At 38.7% G+C, this 20,009-nt stretch carries 22 protein-coding genes; 7 read left to right on the top strand and 15 right to left on the bottom strand.

The window, feature by feature from the left end:
• Positions 1 to 20: 20 nt before the first annotated feature.
• Genes recO through lepA form a run of 5 tightly spaced genes read right to left on the bottom strand, consistent with a single transcriptional unit; the run spans position 21 to position 5,091 of the window.
• Positions 21 to 707, bottom strand: a complete 687-nt coding sequence (gene recO, locus OLW01_RS16905; RefSeq protein ID WP_268077210.1) for a DNA repair protein RecO — start codon at positions 705 to 707, stop codon at positions 21 to 23.
• Positions 708 to 734: 27 nt separating this feature from the next.
• Entirely contained in the window at positions 735 to 1,637 is a 903-nt protein-coding gene (gene era / locus OLW01_RS16900; RefSeq protein ID WP_268077208.1) for a GTPase Era, read from the bottom strand.
• Between the two features lie 12 nt (positions 1,638 to 1,649).
• Entirely contained in the window at positions 1,650 to 2,327 is a 678-nt protein-coding gene (gene rnc / locus OLW01_RS16895; RefSeq protein WP_268077292.1) for a ribonuclease III, read from the bottom strand.
• On the bottom strand, positions 2,320 to 3,270 hold the full coding sequence (gene lepB, locus OLW01_RS16890) for a signal peptidase I (RefSeq protein WP_268077206.1): 951 nt from the start codon (positions 3,268 to 3,270) through the stop codon (positions 2,320 to 2,322). Before lepB ends, rnc begins: the two co-directional genes overlap by 8 nt.
• Before the next feature lie 21 nt (positions 3,271 to 3,291).
• Positions 3,292 to 5,091, bottom strand: coding sequence for a translation elongation factor 4 (gene lepA / locus OLW01_RS16885; RefSeq protein ID WP_268077204.1), 1,800 nt, complete (start codon positions 5,089 to 5,091; stop codon positions 3,292 to 3,294).
• Positions 5,092 to 5,534: 443 nt separating this feature from the next.
• Between lepA and OLW01_RS16880 the strand changes: the two genes are divergently transcribed.
• Together OLW01_RS16880 and OLW01_RS16875 are read left to right on the top strand one after the other, a co-directional pair.
• Positions 5,535 to 5,693 (top strand): YqaE/Pmp3 family membrane protein, encoded by a 159-nt coding sequence (locus tag OLW01_RS16880; protein WP_268077202.1) that lies wholly within the window; start codon positions 5,535 to 5,537, stop codon positions 5,691 to 5,693.
• Between the two features lie 55 nt (positions 5,694 to 5,748).
• Positions 5,749 to 6,879, top strand: a complete 1,131-nt coding sequence (locus OLW01_RS16875; RefSeq protein WP_268077200.1) for a DUF748 domain-containing protein — start codon at positions 5,749 to 5,751, stop codon at positions 6,877 to 6,879.
• On the opposite strand, the gene OLW01_RS16870 is transcribed toward OLW01_RS16875, so the two are convergent.
• From OLW01_RS16870 to rpoE, 4 genes are all read right to left on the bottom strand, one after another.
• Positions 6,876 to 7,331, bottom strand: a complete 456-nt coding sequence (locus tag OLW01_RS16870) for a SoxR reducing system RseC family protein (protein ID WP_268077198.1) — start codon at positions 7,329 to 7,331, stop codon at positions 6,876 to 6,878. The two genes, OLW01_RS16875 and OLW01_RS16870, sit on opposite strands and share 4 nt — an antisense overlap.
• Positions 7,332 to 8,252, bottom strand: a complete 921-nt coding sequence (locus OLW01_RS16865; protein ID WP_268077291.1) for a MucB/RseB C-terminal domain-containing protein — start codon at positions 8,250 to 8,252, stop codon at positions 7,332 to 7,334. It lies immediately after the preceding gene.
• A gap of 52 nt (positions 8,253 to 8,304) precedes the next feature.
• Entirely contained in the window at positions 8,305 to 8,916 is a 612-nt protein-coding gene (locus OLW01_RS16860; protein ID WP_268077196.1) for a sigma-E factor negative regulatory protein, read from the bottom strand.
• 82 nt (positions 8,917 to 8,998) lie between these two features.
• The gene (rpoE, locus tag OLW01_RS16855; protein WP_268077194.1) at positions 8,999 to 9,580 is read right to left on the bottom strand and encodes an RNA polymerase sigma factor RpoE; all 582 of its coding nucleotides are present in this window, start codon (positions 9,578 to 9,580) and stop codon (positions 8,999 to 9,001) included.
• A 224-nt stretch (positions 9,581 to 9,804) separates the two neighbouring features.
• On the opposite strand from rpoE, the gene nadB reads away from it, so the two are divergent.
• Positions 9,805 to 11,415 carry an L-aspartate oxidase gene (nadB, locus tag OLW01_RS16850; RefSeq protein ID WP_428980214.1) on the top strand — a complete coding sequence of 537 codons (1,611 nt, stop codon included), beginning with the start codon at positions 9,805 to 9,807 and terminating at the stop codon, positions 11,413 to 11,415.
• On the opposite strand, the gene OLW01_RS16845 is transcribed toward nadB, so the two are convergent.
• Together OLW01_RS16845 and OLW01_RS16840 are read right to left on the bottom strand one after the other, a co-directional pair.
• Complete coding sequence (locus OLW01_RS16845; RefSeq protein ID WP_268077192.1) at positions 11,412 to 11,795, bottom strand: hypothetical protein; 384 nt, start codon at positions 11,793 to 11,795, stop codon at positions 11,412 to 11,414. The genes nadB and OLW01_RS16845 overlap by 4 nt on opposite strands.
• Before the next feature lie 31 nt (positions 11,796 to 11,826).
• On the bottom strand, positions 11,827 to 12,075 hold the full coding sequence (locus OLW01_RS16840; RefSeq protein ID WP_268077190.1) for an FAD assembly factor SdhE: 249 nt from the start codon (positions 12,073 to 12,075) through the stop codon (positions 11,827 to 11,829).
• A 260-nt stretch (positions 12,076 to 12,335) separates the two neighbouring features.
• On the opposite strand from OLW01_RS16840, the gene ygfZ reads away from it, so the two are divergent.
• The 3 genes from ygfZ (at position 12,336) to OLW01_RS16825 (ending at position 15,569) form a co-directional block, all read left to right on the top strand.
• Entirely contained in the window at positions 12,336 to 13,259 is a 924-nt protein-coding gene (ygfZ, locus tag OLW01_RS16835; protein WP_268077188.1) for a CAF17-like 4Fe-4S cluster assembly/insertion protein YgfZ, read from the top strand.
• Complete coding sequence (locus tag OLW01_RS16830) at positions 13,256 to 13,744, top strand: FKBP-type peptidyl-prolyl cis-trans isomerase (RefSeq protein WP_268077186.1); 489 nt, start codon at positions 13,256 to 13,258, stop codon at positions 13,742 to 13,744. The genes ygfZ and OLW01_RS16830 overlap by 4 nt, the downstream gene beginning before the upstream one ends.
• Before the next feature lie 196 nt (positions 13,745 to 13,940).
• On the top strand, positions 13,941 to 15,569 hold the full coding sequence (locus tag OLW01_RS16825; RefSeq protein WP_268077184.1) for a B12-binding domain-containing radical SAM protein: 1,629 nt from the start codon (positions 13,941 to 13,943) through the stop codon (positions 15,567 to 15,569).
• Between the two features lie 80 nt (positions 15,570 to 15,649).
• Here OLW01_RS16825 and OLW01_RS16820 read toward each other — a convergent pair whose 3' ends face one another.
• Together OLW01_RS16820 and OLW01_RS16815 are read right to left on the bottom strand one after the other, a co-directional pair.
• Entirely contained in the window at positions 15,650 to 15,880 is a 231-nt protein-coding gene (locus OLW01_RS16820) for a GNAT family N-acetyltransferase (protein ID WP_268077289.1), read from the bottom strand.
• 138 nt (positions 15,881 to 16,018) lie between these two features.
• Positions 16,019 to 16,360, bottom strand: coding sequence for a GNAT family protein (locus OLW01_RS16815; RefSeq protein ID WP_268077182.1), 342 nt, complete (start codon positions 16,358 to 16,360; stop codon positions 16,019 to 16,021).
• A 194-nt stretch (positions 16,361 to 16,554) separates the two neighbouring features.
• Between OLW01_RS16815 and OLW01_RS16810 the strand changes: the two genes are divergently transcribed.
• Positions 16,555 to 17,100: a histidine phosphatase family protein gene (locus OLW01_RS16810; RefSeq protein ID WP_268077180.1), complete on the top strand. Its 546-nt coding sequence runs from the start codon at positions 16,555 to 16,557 to the stop codon at positions 17,098 to 17,100.
• 8 nt (positions 17,101 to 17,108) lie between these two features.
• Here the strand turns inward: OLW01_RS16810 and OLW01_RS16805 are convergent, their stop codons facing one another.
• Together OLW01_RS16805 and OLW01_RS16800 are read right to left on the bottom strand one after the other, a co-directional pair.
• Positions 17,109 to 18,392, bottom strand: coding sequence for a glycoside hydrolase family 117 protein (locus tag OLW01_RS16805; RefSeq protein WP_428980213.1), 1,284 nt, complete (start codon positions 18,390 to 18,392; stop codon positions 17,109 to 17,111).
• Between the two features lie 70 nt (positions 18,393 to 18,462).
• Entirely contained in the window at positions 18,463 to 20,004 is a 1,542-nt protein-coding gene (locus tag OLW01_RS16800) for an alpha-L-fucosidase (RefSeq protein ID WP_268077178.1), read from the bottom strand.
• Positions 20,005 to 20,009: the final 5 nt, after the last annotated feature.

Here is a 20,009-nt window from a genome sequence, read left to right as displayed (position 1 = left end):
TTAATTCGAATAGTAAGTTATTAGCGCTTGTACTTAAATAAATCTCGGCTTTTTAATGGTCGGCCCATTAATAAAATATCTAACCACCAACGCATAAATATTTTGCTTTGTTTTAACGTCGTGCCATTTTGCCATGAACGAGTCGCCATTTGCTGAATTTGCTCTCCCGTTAATTTAGGTGAAGCAACACCAAAATGATTAGCATTGGGTACCCAGCCTAAATCAGGTTGAAACTGATAATAAGCGTGCGGATTTAGGGGTTTACCCGTTATGGCACAATGAAAATAATCGGGCGCTAATCCCAGCTCATCAATTAAATCTAACTCAAAACAACGTAAGCTGGGTTCTATTGGCTGTGTATCATCTAGTAAATTTTGTAAGCAGCGAATATACCAGTCTAGACATTGCTCAGGCTGTAGCACTTGATGCAATAATTTAGCAATCAACTCGTTAATATACAAACCACTATACAATCGAGCACCTTTTAATGTGTCCATTGATTTAACAAGTTCACTACTTTGAATAAAAAACAGTTCACCATGGCCTTGCACAGTATGAATTAAATATAAATTGAAAGGGGTTAAATGGGCTTGGTTTTTACTGCGCCGAGCAAAGGCAGTTATTCGTCCGTCTCGCTCGGTGAGTAATTGGCATAAAAATGAGTTTTCACGATGAGGTTTTGCGTGTAAAACTATTGCTTGTTGCATTAATTAAACCGTGAAAAATGAGCGACGTTATTCGTCGCCGTATCCTAAGCTGCGAAGCGCTCTTTCGTCATCTGCCCAACCAGATTTTACTTTTACAAAAAGTTCAAGGTAAACTTTACAGCCCATCATATCTTGAATATCCATGCGGGCATCCCGGCCTATCACTTTAATTTTTTCACCGCCTTTACCAATCACTATTCGTTTTTGTGGTTCACGGCTCACTAAAATAGCGGCGTTAATTTTTAATACACCGTTAGGCTGGTGTTTAAATTGCTCTATTTCAACCGCCGTATCATAAGGCAACTCATCGCCCGTATTACGCATTAATTTTTCACGAATAATCTCGCTTACCATAAAACGCGATGAACGATCGGTAAAATAATCTTCAGGAAAATAATGTTCACAAGCTTGCAAGTTGCCCTCAACAATTTTTTCTAAATCTGCAACTTGTTCACCGTTTTCAGCTGAAATCGGAATAATATCTTTAAAATCGTGTTTGCTAGCTAACATTTGTAAATGCGGTAATAATTCACCTTTTTGTTTTACGTTATCTACTTTGTTAATCACTAAAACACAAGGCACACCCGCCTGTTTTATACGGTTAAGCACCATTTCATCGTCATCATACCAATGTGTGCCTTCAACCATAAAGAGAACCAAAGCAACATCAGAGATTGAGCTATGTGCTGCTCGATTCATTAAACGATTAATCGCTCGCTTTTCATCTGAATGCAAACCAGGTGTATCCACATATACAGTTTGATAAGCCCCTTTAGTATGAATACCAAGGACTCGGTGACGAGTCGTTTGTGCTTTTCTAGAGGTAATACTCACTTTTTGACCGACAATTCGGTTTACTAAAGTAGATTTACCGACATTAGGTCGCCCGACAATGGCAACAAAGCCACAATATGTTTCTGGAGTTGTCATATCAGTTTTAGCCTAAGATGAAGTTAATTGATTTAGCATAGCACGTGCTGCTTCTTGTTCCGCTTTGCGGCGACTTGAACCTTTACCCTGAGTTGATTGAGATAAATGTTCAATACAGCAACTGACGCAAAATGTTTGTTTGTGATCTTTTCCGGTAATACTCACAACTTGATATTGGGGTAATTCTTGCTTACGCCCTTGCAGCCACTCTTGTAATTGAGTTTTTGCATCTTTTTGCTCTTGTCCGGGTTTTAACGCTTTTAAACGGCTTTCATACCAATCTAAAATGATGGTTTTAATGGTGTTAATATCTGAATCTAAATAAATAGCGCCAATAATGGCTTCTACCGCATCTTCTAAAATAGAAGTCCGTCTATGACCTCCGCTTTTAAGTTCACCAGGCCCTAGAGTTAAATAGTCACTAATCAAAAAATCTTGAGCTAATTCAACTAAAGTTTCACCTCGAACCAAAGTCGAACGCATCCGGCTTAAATCGCCTTCTTTGCATTTTGGAAATTGAATATAGAGCTGCTCCGCAATCACAAAACTTAAAATCGAATCACCTAAAAATTCTAAGCGTTCGTTATGTACACTTTTTGCACTACGATGCGTTAAAGCTTGCTCTAGCAGGCTCTCATTGTTAAATTGATAACCAATGGCTTTACTCAGCTTGTTTAGTGGGTTAATCATTGCTTTCAATTTGGCTTGCTCCTGGTATACCGCCAATACGATTAAAACGAATATTACTTGGTAACCAAGAAGGTAGCCAATCGCTTTCATCGCGTTCAAACTCAAAACTCATCCAAATAAAGACAGCTTTACCCACTAAATTTTCTTCAGGAACAAACCCCCAAAAACGGCTATCTGTTGAATTATCGCGATTATCCCCAAGCGCAAAATAATGCCCTTCTGGTACTATCCACTCATCATTGCGAGCGGTCGCACTTTGCTTAAAGTAGCGTGGCGACATATCAGGCATACGGTAATTCAATAAAACGTCGTGTTTAACGCCGCCTAAATCTTCAACGTATCTATCTAACGAGTATGGTCCTTGGGTAAATTCACCTTTGTTTACTAAAGTCTTTTTCATTTCTTGAAATTGATCAGTACACTCGGTATTTTCTCCACAGGCAGGTAATACATATAAATATTTATTGCGATAAATAATCCGATCGCCCGGTAAACCCACAATTCGTTTTATGTAATCTAAGCGGATATCTTCTGGGTATTTAAACACAGCCACATCGCCACGCTCCGGCAAGTTTGTATCGATTAAAATATTATTGGCAATTGGGTTTCGAATGCCATAATCAAATTTTTCAACCAAAATAAAATCACCAACCAGTAAAGTTGGCATCATAGAACCAGATGGAATCTGAAACGGTTCATATAAAAAAGAACGAAGCACAAATACAAATGCAATAACCGGAAAAACCGATTGCGAAAATTCGGCGACCGAATTTTGTTGCAACATAGAGTCTTGTGTTTTTTGATCTAATTCAACACTCGATTTTGCCTGCACTGCTGCTAATTTTTGCTTGCGCTTAGGTGCCCACACTTTGGCATCAATCAACCAAATTAAACCAGTCGAAAGGGTTAATACAAACAATAAAACCGAAAAATAGCTGGCCATATAAGTTCCTAATTTTTAATATTATTTCCCAAGCTTTAACACAGACAAAAATGCTTCTTGAGGCACTTCAACGTTACCAAGTTGCTTCATTCGCTTTTTACCTTCTTTTTGCTTTTGTAAAAGCTTTTTCTTACGAGATACATCACCACCATAACATTTAGCGATAACGTTTTTACGCAACTGTTTAACCGTTGTTCGCGCAATAACATGCGCACCTATGGTCGCTTGAATTGCAATATCAAACATCTGGCGAGGAATTAAATCTTTTAATTTATCTGCCATTGCACGTCCACGAAATTGTGATTGGTCTCTGTGTGTAATTAACGCAAGCGCATCGACTCGCTCACCATTAATCAAAATATCGACCCGCACCATGTCAGAGAGTTCAAACTTTTTAAAACTATAATCTAACGAGGCATAACCACGGCTGGTTGATTTTAAACGGTCAAAAAAGTCTAAAACCACCTCTGCCATCGGAATATCATAAACCAAATTCACTTGGTTACCGTGATAGCTCATATTTTTTTGCACACCTCGTTTTTCTACACATAAAGTAATAACATTACCTAAATGCTCTTGAGGCACTAAAATACTACATTCAGCTATCGGCTCATAAATTGCTTCAATATTGCCAACTGGCGGCAAATCAGATGGATTATCAACCATGCTGATTGTGCCATTTTTTTCTTCTACTTTATAAACCACTGTCGGTGCTGACGTGATGAGGTCGATATCATACTCACGCTCTAAACGTTCTTGAATGATTTCCATGTGCAACATACCTAAAAAGCCACAGCGGAAACCAAAACCCAGTGCAGTCGAACTTTCTGGTTCATAAAAAAGTGATGCATCGTTTAAACTTAACTTGCCTAAAGCATCACGCAAATCTTCAAAATCATCAGACGAAATCGGAAAGATACCTGCATAAACCTGAGGTTTAACTTTTTTAAAGCCAGGTAATTGCGCTTCAGCAGGTTTTCGGCTATTCGTGATAGTATCACCAACAGGCGCACCTAAAATATCTTTAATCCCTGCAATAACATAACCTACTTCACCTGCTCGCAAGACACCTGTTTTTGTTTGCTTAGGGGTAAAAATACCAATTTGGTCGATGACATGCTCTTGGCCAGTTGACATCACTTTCATTTTCTCGCCGGCTTTAATTTCACCTTGCATCACTCGAACAAGCGATACAACACCTTGATAATTATCAAACCAAGAATCAATAATTAACGCTTGTAAAGGTACATCATATTCACCCTCAGGTGGCGGAATGCGGTGAACAATGGTTTCTAGTACATCTTCAATCCCGATTCCCGTTTTTGCTGAACAACGCACCGCATCTAATGCATCGATCCCGACAATATCTTCAATTTCTTCAGCCACTCTATCTGGCTCAGCCTGTGGTAAATCGATTTTGTTTAATACAGGCACCACTTCTAGTTCCATTTCAATCGCGGTATAGCAGTTAGCCAAAGTTTGAGCTTCAACCCCTTGTCCAGCATCAACAACTAATAACGCCCCTTCACAAGCCGCTAGAGAACGTGAAACTTCATAACTAAAATCAACATGGCCTGGCGTATCAATAAAGTTTAACTGGTATGTTTCACCATCTTTTGCCGTATAATTTAAGGTCACACTTTGTGCTTTAATGGTAATACCACGCTCACGCTCAATATCCATCGAGTCCAACACTTGTGCGGCCATTTCACGGCTAGTTAAGCCACCACAAACCTGAATTAATCTATCAGATAAAGTAGACTTGCCGTGATCGATATGTGCAATAATGGAAAAGTTACGTATGTGTTTGAATGTACTCAAATTATTCTCTCTGAAATTCGATTAGGTTTAAGTCGTGTATTGTGTCGTTGGCTCAACAAAAATAAATGTTCAAAACGGTTAGCCAATACTTAAACTTTCGTAAACGGTAAAAATTACTGCCATTATACACTTTATATTTTAGCTATAAAGCTTTGTTTAATTTTGGGCTAAGTGCTTGATGTAAACCAAAAGCTTTAACCTAAATGCATATATACAAGGTGAACAAAAACAATACAATTTCTGTATATTAATCCAGCTAAAAATCAAAATATATTAAACCCATTTGTTCAAAAAACAACTTTATGCCTCAATATTGTAAATTAAGGTACGAATATTGCCTACATCATCTATAGTTAAAAAACTTACGATGTAACAGCATCGCTAATTTACGCTAGCATCGTAATCAATCGTGATACTTAACTAGCTCATTTAAGGAGAAAAATATGGATTTAATTCGGATTATTTTCGCTATCTTATTACCGCCGCTAGGCGTGTTCTTGCAAGTTGGTCTTGGCGGGGCTTTTTGGCTGAATATATTACTTACATTATTAGGCTATATTCCGGGGATTATTCATGCCGTTTGGATCATTGCAAAACGTTAGCCCGTAATTTTTACAATAAGTTAAGTAAAAATAACCCAATAATGGAGCAGTAATATTGGAAACTTCAAGCACAGCAACCAAAACTAAGTATAAAACAAGGTTAAAGTTGCTGTGCTTTAGCCTTATTGTTTTAGTTATTTTGCGTCTTCTGGCGCCATTTTTCGTCCAGCAAATAGCCAACCGTTCGTTGCAAAACGCAGAGGGGATAACAGGTTCAATTGGCGATGTCGATTTACAACTTTATCGAGGCGCCTATAACATACAAAATATTGCCATTTATGCAATTGATTTAGACAATAACAAAAAACCTTTGTTAAGTATTAAACAACTCGATTTATCTTTGCTTTGGTCTGCACTTTTTAGCGGTAATATCGTCACGAAAATGCAAATACAACAGCCAGAAATTGTCATTTATGATAACGAACCCGATGTCACACCAACAGATGAACACCAAAAACTTACTAACGAAGATACTTGGATTGGGCTCGCCAATGATATTGTATTATTTTCGATTGATAAAGTGTCAATTTCTGATGGAAAAATCACCTTAATAAACTCGAAAAATGAAGACCAAACCAACACTTATATTTCTGATTTGCATGGGCAAGCAACCAATATCACCAATAGCCAAGAACTCAGCAAAAGCCTAGCGTCTCAATTTACTTTTACTGGGAAGCTAATGGGTGAATCATCGCTAAAATTAAAGGGGCAACTTGATACTTTAACTAAAAAAGCCAACTTTGACTTTAATGCCGAAATGCAACGGTTTCCAATTCAACACATAGATTCTGCAATTAAATTTTACACCCCATTTGATATAGAAGCTGGTGCGATTGATGGTGCTATGGAATTGGTCTGCAAAGACGGTCAAATTGATGGTTATTTAAAAGCAGGAATTTATGATTTAAATGTGTTTTCATGGCGCGAAGATATTGAACAAGACGACGATGGGCCACTCACCTTTATTTTTGAAAACACGATGGAGCTATTTGGCAATATTTTAGAAAACAACGATAGTGATTTAGTGGCCGCGCGCATTCCCATCAGCGGAACCTTGGATAACGCTGAAGTTTCAACGCTCGCCACGTTAATTTCACTGATTAAAAATGCATTTGTCGAAGCATTTGAAATGAAAGTAGATAATATTATTTCATTTGAAAAAAATGAAATTGAAGAAAATGACTAGTCAGATTGTACACACACAAATCCTGCAGGTTCATGCACTACATACGGCAAGTTTTGGTTTTGATTAAAGCGTTTAGTTAAAGGCCTCGCAAAATAAAACCCTAGCCAGCCAAATAACAAAGCAATCACTAAACTAATTAGCTCAAGCTGAATTAGAAAATGGCTGGCAATTAATGCCGCCATAAACAAAAATAAAGGCACACCATATAAAATAAACGCACCCGAAACTATGCTTTGTTCCGGCACAGCAACTGTTATTTGCTCTCCAGCAGCCACTTCATGAGCGCATTCAACCAATACATTATTTGATTTAGGCGTTAAAGATTTTGCAATCATGCCTGTACCGCATTCAGAATTATGAGAACAGGCATTACAGCTCGTTTTAATTTGAGTTTCGACCCAAATTAGATCGTTATTGTACCGCTCTATCACTGTCGCTTTTTCGTATAACATCTATTCCCACCGAATAGAGCTGATCAGTTTTTCTGCTGTTTTTAACGGAATTTTACCTATCACAGTCACTTCAGCCTGATTAATCTTTTTAGTTAAATAACTATTGGCGCCAGAACTTAAAGCCGCACTTGGAATTTGGTCTTCTCCATCAGTTCTTCTTAGGTAAACAGAAAACCAGACGACACCATCTGAAAGCATCACATAGTCAACCAATTGCTTGCGCCCAAACAAATAGTGGCGATCAACTTTAACAGGTTCAAACCCGTTTGGCATCCAATTGATGTCCCAGTCAACTGCTTTTATTGGCGCACTATTTTTAATGGTAAAGGCTTCTGGTAAATCGGCTTGGTGAATTTCATGTAATATATCGCTGGCTTCATTTGTGACTTGCAAATGTGAAACCTGCAATTGTTCCAAAATTTCACCTGCTCTTGAAACAATAGCAGCTTTTAACAATAGCCCCGTTTTTTCATGTAACCATAGCCAATAATTGTATCTATTATCGTCTTTGGCAATAACTCTAATTAAACGTGCAGGCAGGCCAGCAACCCGGCTTTTACCCATCAAATGGGCCACGTATGAAGCTTTAATTTGCTGTAAATCAGCTCGCAAAATTTCAGGCAAGGGCCCATGCGAAACCGTATCTTTAATACTATAAGCGGTTTGCTCTGGTTGCAGATACGTTAGCGTATCACCTTTGCGAATAAGTTGCTGGCCAGGTCCATTAAGCGAAGTTAAAATTTCGCGCTCTTGACCATCAATGGTGCCATGAAACCAACGCCAAGGATCCGCTTTGTCATTTTGAATAATAACGAATGACATTTCATAATTGAGCGTTTTAATAGCTTGGTTCATGCGTTCTAACCAAGCATTAGCATCTGACTGTGCCCAAGCTGTACTATAAATCAGGCAACTTGCCACTAACAAGTATTTTGCCCACCTAGCCAAACTTGAGGTCAGCGAAAAGATTATTTTAATTGATTGGCGGTTTAACTTGTTCAGGTTGACTTTCCTCTGCTGCTTCTAATGAATTGTATTGACGCGTCTTAAGCTGCTGCGCATGATCCATAATATACGCATTAATTCGCTGTCGTTGCAGAGCTGCTTCATTTGAGCTGATACTCGGATAAGCTTCAACCTCTTGCATGCTAACCGGATCTAGTGCACCACCGATCGGGAATGTTTGTAATACAGGTTGAGGAACATGAACCGCTTGTTCTTCTGCTTGAAATCCAACTACTAAAGCTGCTGCAAATGAAGCCGCTAACCCATATTGCATAGCAGGTCGGAAAAAACTAACCACTTTGTTCGATTTGACTTTTTCAGTCGCCGTTTGTTCAGCAGCGGTATGCTTTGCGTTTGGCGCTAATACAACCGGCTCTTTGTCTATCGCTTGAGCAATTTGATCAGCTATGTCTAAATTAAGTTGAGCTGGCAATTCGTTTCGCATCGCATCACCAATTAGATGATAGCGCCCAAAGCACTCAGCAAGTTTTGAATCCTGCTTTAACTTATCAAGCGTTTTACCTTGGTCAGGTTGGCCATCTATTAAAGCAGAAATATTTTCTTTCACTTTTGAACTCATACTCACTTCACTTATTTGCTCGAAAAAACAACAAGTTTATTCAACTTGCACATTTTAAAACTGTTAACCAATCCCAATTAGCTTAAGCTCGGTTTAACATAGGTTGTAAATTATTATCAATTGCCTCACGTGCTCTAAAAATACGTGATCGCACCGTCCCAACAGGACAATCCATAATATCTGCGATTTCCTCGTAACTCATGCCATCCATTTCTCTAAGCGTAATTGCCGTTTTTAAATCATCAGGCAAATTATCAATTGAGCTATAAATTGTTTGTTTTACCTCATCCGACATCAGCAAATTCTCTGGTGAACTATTTTCACGAAGTGAATCCGCACTATCAATAAATTCAGCATCGCCAATATCAATATCATTCACCGCGACTTTACGCGCTTGAGACGCGATATAATTTTTTGCGCTATTGACCGATATTCGATAAAGCCAAGTATAAAATGCACTTTCACCTCTAAACCCAGGTAAAGCACGATAGGCTTTAATAAAAGCTTCTTGTACAACGTCTGCAACATCGCCCGGATGTTTAACATAGCGAGCAACTAAATTGGTGATTTTGTGCTGGTACTTTTGAACCAACAAGTTAAATGCTTGCTTTTCACCACGCTGAACACGTTCAACCAACTGTTGGTCGGTAACATCTAAGTTCATCTAGGTCTGTGCTCCTGTTTGCAAGATAATAATGCATCATACTATACTCTTGCCCAGTTATTTGAATAAGCGTTATTTGAATGACACTAAGTATTCATCGCTTTAATCTGGGCTATTTGTAATTAATAGACTATTTAAACTTTAAAAAGTTCTATAAAATAAAATTAAATGTAAAAATAGCCCACTTGAATCAAAAATCGTTTTCACACTGAGTCATTAAAACCATGATTAATCACCAAGTTGAACATACATGCGACGTACTCGTTATTGGCGCCGGGGCTGCCGGGTTAACATTAGCATTACGTCTTGCGGATAAAGCTAATGTCATCGTACTTAGTAAATCAAAACTTAAAGAAGGTTCAACTTATTATGCACAAGGTGGAATTGCAGCGGTATTTGATGAAACCGACAGCATAGAATCACATGTACAAGACACACTTGTTGCCGGAGCTGGTTTATGTGACGAAAAAGCGGTCAGAATTACCGCAGAAAACGCCCGTGACAGTTTAGAAACCCTCATTAGCTACGGTGTGCCTTTTGATACCGTCACTAATGAACAAGGCCAGCAAAAATACCATTTAACCCGTGAAGGTGGCCATAGCCACAGACGTATTTTGCATGCCGCTGATGCCACGGGTAAAGCTGTCCAGAAAACCTTAATCCGCAGTGCTCAGGCACACCAAAACATTCATATATTTGAACGTTACAATGCGGTTGATTTAATTACTTCAAGAACAACAAAGCAAACCGGAAAAGCCGTTTATGGCGCTTACGTTTGGAACCGAAACAAAGAACAAGTTGAAGTGATTAAAGCCACTAAAGTAATATTAGCCACAGGTGGGGCCAGCAAAGTATATCAATACACTTCAAACCCAGATATTGCCAGTGGTGATGGTATTGCAATGGCATGGCGTGCAGGTTGCCGAGTTGCAAATATGGAATTTAACCAGTTTCATCCTACCTGCTTATTCCACCCTGATGCTCGAAATTTCTTATTAACGGAAGCGCTGCGCGGCGAAGGGGCTTATTTACTGCGGCCTGATGGCAGCCGATTTATGCCTGATTTTGACGATCGGGCCGAGCTTGCGCCACGTGATATTGTTGCAAGAGCCATTGATTATGAAATGAAACGTCTCGGGGCCGATTGTATGTACCTGGATATTAGTCACAAACCAAAAAGTTTCATTAAACAGCACTTCCCCAATATTTATAAACGCTGTAAAGAGTACGGCATTAAAATTCACAAGCAACCTATTCCGGTTGTGCCCGCAGCTCATTACACTTGTGGCGGGGTTATTACCAATATGCAAGGCGAAACTGATTTAGCTGGTCTGTATGCGATTGGCGAAGTAGCTTATACAGGCTTACATGGCGCAAACCGTATGGCGAGCAACTCGTTATTAGAATGTTTGGTGTTCGCTGAAGCCGCGGCTTCACACATTTTATCAACCCCCATGACCCAAACTCATTACCCAGATATACCGCACTGGGACGATAGCCAGGTAGCTGATTCTGATGAAGAAGTCGTCATTCAACACAATTGGCACGAGCTAAGATTACTCATGTGGGATTATGTAGGTATTGTTCGTACTAATAAACGACTAGAACGTGCGATGCGTCGAATTGAACTGCTGCAACAAGAAGTGCAAGAATATTATGCGAACTTTAAAGTTTCAAATAACTTGTTAGAGTTAAGAAATTTACTAGATGTAGCTGAATTAATTGTTCGCTGTGCCATGTCGCGTAAAGAAAGCCGAGGCTTACACTACAACTTAGATTACCCTGAGTTACAAGACAATCCAACACCTAGTATTATCACACCCGATAAATTCTAAGTTTTAATTTTAGCGCTGTTTATTCTTTTTAAACAGCGCTTTAACTGGCATTTTGAAGGTTGCTCAATCATATTTGGACTTAAAACGATATATAATGGCTGGCTATTGGCTAGCGTTTTATCGACCAACTTAAGCCAAAACCAATCTCCCAAATAAAAACTATGGAAAGCGACTTGATAAACCTTATCGTCAATCACACAGTTATCATCAGAGAACAACATTACCGTAGGCTGATAAAGCGTTGTGCGAATATGCATTAACGTCCAGCCAGCCATACAAAAACTAAAAAGCAATGTAATCAACGACCAAGTGGACCACCTTGGAATAAACGCAATAGCACAACTTAACGTCAGTAAAACAACGCCAATGCTAACCAGCATAAAATACTGCTGGCTCGGTTTAATATCTAACCTAAACGAGTGCACCGTTTAATTTATGTATTTTTTTAATCATCTTTGCAAATTCAGGATCATCACAGGTTTGATGCCCCATAAACCAAGCATATAAATCAGGATCGTCCGCATTAAGTAAACGTTGAAAAACATCTTTTTCAGATTGAGGTAACTGCAAATAGTGATTTTCAACAAACGGCATAAAAATCACATCAAGCTCCAACATTCCGCGGCGACACGCCCACCTAAGTCTAGAAACGTTTTCCATAAATAAAATACCCAGAAAATAAAATAATGATAAGTAGCATAGCTTAAAGTAAGCGATCTAATAAATAAATGCTGTGAATAACAAAAATGACGGTATATTTTGCGCCTCTCGGTTTGCTACAATAAGATATTTCATTTAGATATTTGTCTATTTGACAATTGTTGAGGTAACAGCTCGATATTGTCAATGTAGGTTGTCATCGTATTTACAATTGGTAGCAGTGCGCACTTATAACTAGCTATTCACCATTGAGGTTATTCATGTCTATTTCACATATCAGACTGTCCAACTGGCAAGCCATCTCGATTAAAGGGCAAGATCAAACCACCTACTTAAATAGCCAAGTCACTTGTGATGTGGCTAAGCTTGGCGAACAAGATGCCACATTTGGTTGTCACTGTGATGCTAAAGGTAAAACTTGGTCACTATTTTATTTAATGCCTGTTGAGCAAAATTTTTTATTGTTTCAAAAAACATCCAGCATTGCAGCGTCAGCACAAGCACTGCAAAAATTTGGGGTGTTTTCAAAAGTTGAAATCCAGGCTCCAACCAGTGAATGGAAAATATCAGCTTTACAAGGTGAAAGCCTAATTCAATGGCTTAACAAGCAAGGGCTTGCTGAGACACCGCTTAATCAAGTTACGCCTATCTTTAATGGGTACCTATGCTTGATGAGTCAAGATCTTGGGCTTTTTGTGCGCGCTAGCGATGCCGAGTTACCAGCAGAGCTTGCACAATTAGACCAGCAAGATACCGCCTACTTTGATGCGAAAGTAAGTCAACACGTTTGGCCTTTTATTGAAGTAGAGCACCAAAGTGAATACATTCCACAAATGTTAAATGCCCACGCTATTGGCGCTATCAGCTTTAAAAAAGGCTGCTACATGGGACAAGAAACCGTCGCCCGAATGCGTTATTTGGGCAAAAACAAAAAAGCCAGTTTCGGGTTTAGCAGTGAAGATCCTATTGAATTGGGTTCAACTCTAGAAATTCAAGCGGGCTCAGGTTGGCGCAGAGCTGGAGAAGTCATTCACAGTTGTCAGCTAGATCAAAAAACTTTTGGTATTGCAGTACTCGCTGCCGATACTAATATCACCACGTCAATTCGAGTAAAAGACGATAGTAGCAAAACCGTGCAACTGTCCGCTCTACCCTACTCGCTAGAATATGAGGAAAGTAAATGAAAATAGCAGCCAATACTGTTGTCTCTATGCACTACCAAGTTAAAAACAGCGATGATGAGATTCTTGATACGTCAGAAGGCAAAGCCCCACTTAATTTTATTCAGGGCAAAGGCTTTTTAATTCCGGGTTTAGAAGCTGAATTAAATGATAAGCAAGCGGGTGACAAATTTGTTTGCACAATTGAACCTGTTAACGCCTATGGCGAGCACCACGAAGGTTTAGTACAACGTTTACCAATTGATGTATTTGACCAAATTGAAGAAATTCATGAAGGTATGCAATTACGTGCCAGTACAGACCAAGGCGAGCAATCAATTATTATCACAAAAATTGAAGATGACTTTGTCACTGTTGATGGTAACCATCCATTAGCAGGCCTAACATTAACTTTTGATGTTGATGTGGTTGAAGTACGTGAAGCAACCGAAGAAGAATTAGCACACGGTCATGTGCATGCTGAAGGCGGCTGTGGGCACGAACACTAAAAGTGCCTGTTTAAAAGCCATTGTGTGAGCGCAATGGCTTTTTAAAATTCACCTAGTTTAAATTAAATATCTCAAAATACAGAAAAATTAAAAACTGAGCACACCCCCTTTGCTAATTTACTAAAAATGATACTGAATCAACCGCATGATTGCTGTATCATATCGGCTAGATTTTTCTAGGTAATTAAGAACCAATATGGCAACGCAACAATTCGATCCTAAGCTCGCAATAACTCCTATTCATTTACCAGACAATAAACCGTCTAATGCAGCTCAACAAACCGAGCAAGAAAATGATGGATACGCTCACACCTCAACTAGAATCGTACTTGCAACACTTAATGCTAAATTTATTCATGCCAGCTTTGGTTTACGTTACCTGTATGCAAATTTAAAAGAGTTAAAAAGCTGCGCCAAAATAAAAGAGTTTGTTATACAAACGCGCCCTATCGATATTGTTGAACAAATTTTAGCGGCTAAACCTGAAATAGTCGGATTTGGTGTTTATATTTGGAACATAGTAGAAACTACCAATGTGGTTAGCTTATTAAAAGTCGTCGCCCCTGAAATAAAAATCGTATTAGGTGGTCCTGAAGTCAGCTACGAAACCGAGCAACAAGCCATCGTCCAATCGGCAGATTATGTTATTACCGGAGCCGCCGATTTAAGCTTTTATAAGCTATGTAAAGACATTTTTAATAAAACCGAACCTGAACAAAAAGTGCTTAACGCCAAACCTGTTGCACTCACCGACATTGAATTACCTTACCAATATTACAGCGATGAAGATTTAAAAAACCGTTTGCTCTATGTTGAAGCTTCACGTGGTTGCCCGTTTAAATGCGAATTTTGTCTATCGTCATTAGATACGGCATCAAATCCATTTGAACTCGAGCTATTTTTAGAACAAATGGAAATTCTTTATCAACGAGGGGCCAGAAACTTTAAATTTATTGATAGAACTTTTAATTTAAACATTAAAACAACGATGCAAATCATGCAGTTTTTCTTAGATAAAATGAGTGATGATCTCTTTTTGCATTTTGAAGTTGTACCCGATCATCTCCCACGAAAATTAAAAGAACTACTCACTCAATTTCCAGAAGGCAGCTTACAATTTGAAATTGGTATCCAAACTTTTGATCCGCAAGTTCAAGCCAATATTAGCCGTAAACAAAACAACGCTAAATCTAAAGAAAATTTAATTTGGCTTAAAGACAATACCAACGCCCACATACATGCCGATCTTATTTTTGGATTACCGGGCGAAACCTTTGAAAGTTTCAGAGACAGCTTTAACGAACTTTACCAATGCCGACCACACGAAATTCAACTGGGTATTTTAAAACGCTTAAAAGGCAGTCCTATTATTCGCCATACACAAGCCTTTGACTTACGGTTTAATCCATTACCGCCTTTTAATATATTAAGTACAGACCGCGTAGATTTTTCAACTATGCAGCTAGTAAATCGTTTCGCCAGATACTGGGATATGATTAGTAATTCCGGACGCTTCAAACATTCGCTACCACATATTTTAGCCGATAATCCATTTGATGACTTTTTAGCAATGACTAACTGGCTGTTTGAAAAAACAGGACAAACTCACCAAATAAACTTAAAACGACTTTACGAGTTGGTATCACAAGCTGTTGAAGCTTTATTTCCAGAAAGGCACCAATTGGTTATCTCAAAAATTGAAAAAGATTATGCAGCATCAAAATTAAAAAGCCGTTTTGATACCCTTAAACTCTACGCAGAGCAACAAACTGAATCGACCAGCCAAAATAAATTTGCTCAACGCCAACAAAGACATTTAAGCTAAATACGCATCAGTTAAACGTCTATTTTCAACTTAACGTGCAGTGAAAATAGACGTTAATACCCGCGCCATAAAAATGACCGCTAAATCCATTTTTCCATTACAAAGTTGGTGAGCTTTTGTTCAACAATTTTGACTTGCTGCTCAGAGACAAGCGTAAAGCCAAAATATTCAAAAAAAGGCCTCGCGGTCATACTCACTTGTGCATACAAACGTTCAATATCTTGATTTTGTCCTGCTTCAATTATAGTTTGCATGAACGCCTTACCAATACCTTTTCCTTGATATTGCCAGTGACAATAAAAATGGTCTATATAACCTCAACTCGGGTTAAGGTGTATTCTAACTAATTGAATGATTTAACCTCACAGCTCTACATGGTTTCTAACGAGAATTTTTTTGCGTGGACAAGGCAAATTCACGCGTCAATAGCTAGCCTATTGCAAGTGAATTTAACGCAGTCCCCGTGAAAAAAGGCCGTTTGAAACATATTCATTAAACCGGGTTGAGGTTATATAACCATCATCTTGCAAATCTGCATAACCAACAATGGTATTCTGAATTAAAGCTACAAAGGGGTTAATTGCTGCTATATGTTTTTGCCAAATTAATTCATTAGTTACTTTTCCCGTCCATGCTTGGATTTCTTCAGGTGAATAATCTATAACATTAACGCGCGTAATTGTATTCAATAGCAGTTCTTTTAACTCGGCTTCATCGCCATGTTTAAATTTTCGGATAATTAATTTAGCCATAAATTGCGTTATATAAATTTTTCCATTTTTATTGTTCATACATTAATTCATATTTTACTATCACAATGTCGCTAACTGAAATTATAATCAAACTAACCTAAAACCCAGAACTAGAACAAATTAAACATATAATCAAACATTCAAGCGCGAAAATTTAACGCTCAGCTAATGTTTCTTTCTTAAAGGGTTCTAGCAAACAGTTACCTGTCCCGTACATAGATAATAGGTTTAGAATGGAAATAGTCTTAATTAGGCATGGAAAACCAAGCTCGGCAAACAATCCAATCGTAAATGCTCATGGGTATACAAACTGGATTAGGCGCTACAATTTTTCTGATGTTGCCGCCAGCAGTAGACCTGAAATTATAAACCCTCAATATAAAACTTTTTATACGATATCAAGTGATTTAAAACGAGCTATGCATTCAGCAGACATTTACTTAAATAAAACACCAGAAAAAATTGATCCGCTTTTTAGAGAAATGGAAATTCCTAGGTATAAATTACCATTTCAATTAAAAGCTTGGAATTGGGTTTACCTATCAAGGTTGTTATGGATGCTTGGATTTAAAGGTTCATTTGAAACCTTTAAACAAGCCAAACAACGAGCAAATATAGCCGCTGACCAACTAATAGAAATGACTAAAAAGCGAGGTAACCTTGTGCTATTTGGCCATGGATACATGAACCGCTATATTAGAAAGCCATTAATTCAAAAGGGTTGGGTCTTAAAGTCTAAGAGCAATGCCTACTGGGGCATTACCAAACTCGAAAACTAACAAACTTATCATTGTTTCTGTAATTTTTTATTTTGCTCTGCAATCCGTTTTTTCTGTTGAGCTGACAAGCCAAATTTATAATGATGGGCTGGCGAATAATGATAATTGTGTCGTTTCATTTCAGGGTCATTCACTTTTAAACTTAAATCAGTGTCAAAACGCGTTAAAATTGAGTGATTTTTGTCCCAACCATTTGCTACCGTAAAATGCGAAAGTCCCCACGTAACTCCTTGGCCATATTCAGTGTTGGTAAATGCATCAGGTACATATAATCCAGCAGCATTTGGCATTAACTCAGTAACAGAAGCGATATTAAAATTAACCCAATCCTGCGCATATTGCACCGTACTACGTTCGTTACCATCACGAATAATTAGTGCTGCAACCCCTTCTTTAAAAGGGAAAAGTGCCGTTTCGTGACCCGAATTCAAAACAGGGTTAAGTGGGTGTTTAACAAAAGGCCCTAACGGATTTTCAGCAATTGCTAACCCCTGCATTCGTACTGCGATAGCGCGATCTTTACTACCGCGGATACGGTCGAAATCTGACTTATAATATAAATAAATTTTACCATTGTGGACTAATGGATAGGGATCGTGAATTGCATTTTGGTCCCACTCGCCTTTTTTACCATTAGGAATAATCACTTTATTAAGGGCTTTCCACGGCCCATTGGGAGAATCCGCCACAGAAACGGCGACTGGGCAATCACTATCGCCTTTGCCCGATATTTCAACAAACCCTTGGTAGTATAAATAATATTTGTCTTTCCACTTTAGTATGTCAGGCGTAGCTACTGAACGCCAACCCACGTTTGGTTTTGGCGGACGAGGTACAGCAATTCCTTGCTCCTCCCAAGTGATACCATCTTTAGAGGTTGCATACCAAATTTCGGCTAAATCCCAATCAGCGGAGGGTCGCGTGTCAGTGGCTAAATGTGCGTTTCCTAATCCCGTCGGTATTTCTTCGGTTTCCCTTTTGGTGTACCAAACATAGTATTGGCCATTTTCAAAAATAATTTTAGATGGATCACGACGCGATACCGTCCCATCGCCACCGTGATAGTCAAATCCTGTTAATTCGGTATATTTAAATAAAGAATATAGCTCGTTTTCCTCTTGGCGAGGCGATAAGTAATTATCATAATTGCGTTCAAGCGCGGCGCTTAAAGGTCTATTTGGTTTTTTGTCAGGTAAATCAAAAGGAAATGCCCCAAACATATCCCGACCGTCAGCCAGCGCAGTTAGTGAGGCAGTCATACTTAATACTAACCATAGTGTTTTTTTCATCATACCCTTTACCTTCTTTTTTATAATCGTTCATCAGTGCTCACAAACCAATTAACTCAATCAATTTACCAATTTATTCAAGCTCTAATTTAAATACAGTGGCAATGTTGTTCATTGCGACAGTTGGCATTACAAGATTGAAACTATAGGCATCATCTTGCCATTTCACTTCAACATCACTCCCCAACAAACTAACGCTTTTAACGGCTGATCGAGGCGCATAACGATGACGACCCAACGCCTTAATTTTAATTTTTTGACCTTGCTTAGGTTCACCTAAGAAAAAGATATACATAGCTTTGTTATTTTTAGCGACAGTAAATCGTACATCCTTTGCTGTGTATTCTACTTTTGCTGATTGACCGTCGTGTGAGCTAGATGCACTATGTGCTGATCCATAACCATAAGTATCAAATGGTCGCGTGCCATATACTGCTTCTCCATGAACTTGCAACCAATCACCAATGGTTTTCAATGCTGCTCTCTGCGTTTGATTAATCACACCATCCGCGCGGGGCGATACATTTAATAAAACAATGCCATTTTTGCTCCACACATCAATCATATTGCGGACAACTAGTTCGGCAGGTTTATATTTTTCGCCTTCGATATAAGACCAACGACTATCACCAAGCGTAATATCCGTCATCCAAGGCATAGGATGAATGTCACGGCGCCCACCTTGCTCAAAATCTAATACGCTTAAAGACATCGGCATATCATTATGTTTATGAACGGTTACCACTTCTTGGTTCGTGTTTTTTGCATGGTTAAAATAATGAGCAGCCATTTTTTGGCGGTATGATTCCGGTAGCATATTCATCCATGAATCAAACCAGATAATATCCGGCGAATAGTTATCAACCACCTCATTTATTTGAGCTAACCAATATTGATTAAACTCATCTATTGTTTCAAAATTACCAAATAACTTGCGTAGTTTAGGATCAGTTGTTGTCGTAGGGGATCCTTCGTAATACGGATAGTGACTATTAAAATCTGTCATCCCTGCTGCAAGCGGCGTTTTATTACGCTGCCCGTTTCGAGCGTGGTGAAAAGTAGCTATCGTTTTAACATCTTGCTTTTTTAATTCAGTAAATAACTCACCTAAAATATCTCGCTCTGGCCCCTTAGCTTTCGCATTCCAAGGATTAATCTGGCTGTCCCACATGGCAAAACCATCATGGTGCTGAGCAACTGGACCTGCAAATTTAGCCCCTGCACTTTTAAACAATTGTGCCCATTCACTAGGATCAAACTGCTGTGCTTTAAACATAGGAATAAAGTCTTCATAGCCAAAGTCAGAAACAGGGCCATATGCTTTTACATGATGCATATAAACTGGGTGGCCTTTGCGATACATATTTCCCGGATACCACGCGCTTCCGTAAGCAGGAACGCTGTAAGGCCCCCAATGAAAATAAATACCTAACTTAGCATCTTGAAACCACTCGGGGGCAGCTTCATGTTTTGACAGCGACTCCCAGTTTGCTTGGTAAGTACGTTCAGTATTGGTTAAATACGTAGAACACGACGCTAATACACCTAAAATAACACCGGTTATTAGCGCATGCCGACTTAACCTAAATAATGATTTAATGTTATTGATTTTCACTTCAT

Source organism: Catenovulum adriaticum, from assembly GCF_026725475.1.
Classification (GTDB): Bacteria; Pseudomonadota; Gammaproteobacteria; order Enterobacterales; family Alteromonadaceae; genus Catenovulum; species Catenovulum adriaticum.
This window is presented reverse-complemented; position numbering and strand designations above follow the sequence as displayed.

Excerpts from the sequence above, each read along its gene's own strand:
- recO (WP_268077210.1), bottom strand. The coding sequence starts at position 707 with ATGCAACAAGCAATAGTTTTACACGCAAAACCTCATCGTGAAAACTCA.
- era (WP_268077208.1), bottom strand. The coding sequence starts at position 1,637 with ATGACAACTCCAGAAACATATTGTGGCTTTGTTGCCATTGTCGGGCGA.
- rnc (WP_268077292.1), bottom strand. The coding sequence starts at position 2,327 with ATGATTAACCCACTAAACAAGCTGAGTAAAGCCATTGGTTATCAATTT.
- lepB (WP_268077206.1), bottom strand. The coding sequence starts at position 3,270 with ATGGCCAGCTATTTTTCGGTTTTATTGTTTGTATTAACCCTTTCGACT.
- OLW01_RS16880 (WP_268077202.1), top strand. The coding sequence starts at position 5,535 with ATGGATTTAATTCGGATTATTTTCGCTATCTTATTACCGCCGCTAGGC.
- OLW01_RS16870 (WP_268077198.1), bottom strand. The coding sequence starts at position 7,331 with ATGTTATACGAAAAAGCGACAGTGATAGAGCGGTACAATAACGATCTA.
- OLW01_RS16860 (WP_268077196.1), bottom strand. The coding sequence starts at position 8,916 with ATGAGTTCAAAAGTGAAAGAAAATATTTCTGCTTTAATAGATGGCCAA.
- rpoE (WP_268077194.1), bottom strand. The coding sequence starts at position 9,580 with ATGAACTTAGATGTTACCGACCAACAGTTGGTTGAACGTGTTCAGCGT.
- nadB (WP_428980214.1), top strand. The coding sequence starts at position 9,805 with ATGATTAATCACCAAGTTGAACATACATGCGACGTACTCGTTATTGGC.
- OLW01_RS16845 (WP_268077192.1), bottom strand. The coding sequence starts at position 11,795 with ATGCTGGTTAGCATTGGCGTTGTTTTACTGACGTTAAGTTGTGCTATT.
- OLW01_RS16840 (WP_268077190.1), bottom strand. The coding sequence starts at position 12,075 with ATGGAAAACGTTTCTAGACTTAGGTGGGCGTGTCGCCGCGGAATGTTG.
- ygfZ (WP_268077188.1), top strand. The coding sequence starts at position 12,336 with ATGTCTATTTCACATATCAGACTGTCCAACTGGCAAGCCATCTCGATT.
- OLW01_RS16830 (WP_268077186.1), top strand. The coding sequence starts at position 13,256 with ATGAAAATAGCAGCCAATACTGTTGTCTCTATGCACTACCAAGTTAAA.
- OLW01_RS16825 (WP_268077184.1), top strand. The coding sequence starts at position 13,941 with ATGGCAACGCAACAATTCGATCCTAAGCTCGCAATAACTCCTATTCAT.
- OLW01_RS16815 (WP_268077182.1), bottom strand. The coding sequence starts at position 16,360 with ATGAACAATAAAAATGGAAAAATTTATATAACGCAATTTATGGCTAAA.
- OLW01_RS16810 (WP_268077180.1), top strand. The coding sequence starts at position 16,555 with ATGGAAATAGTCTTAATTAGGCATGGAAAACCAAGCTCGGCAAACAAT.
- OLW01_RS16805 (WP_428980213.1), bottom strand. The coding sequence starts at position 18,392 with ATGATGAAAAAAACACTATGGTTAGTATTAAGTATGACTGCCTCACTA.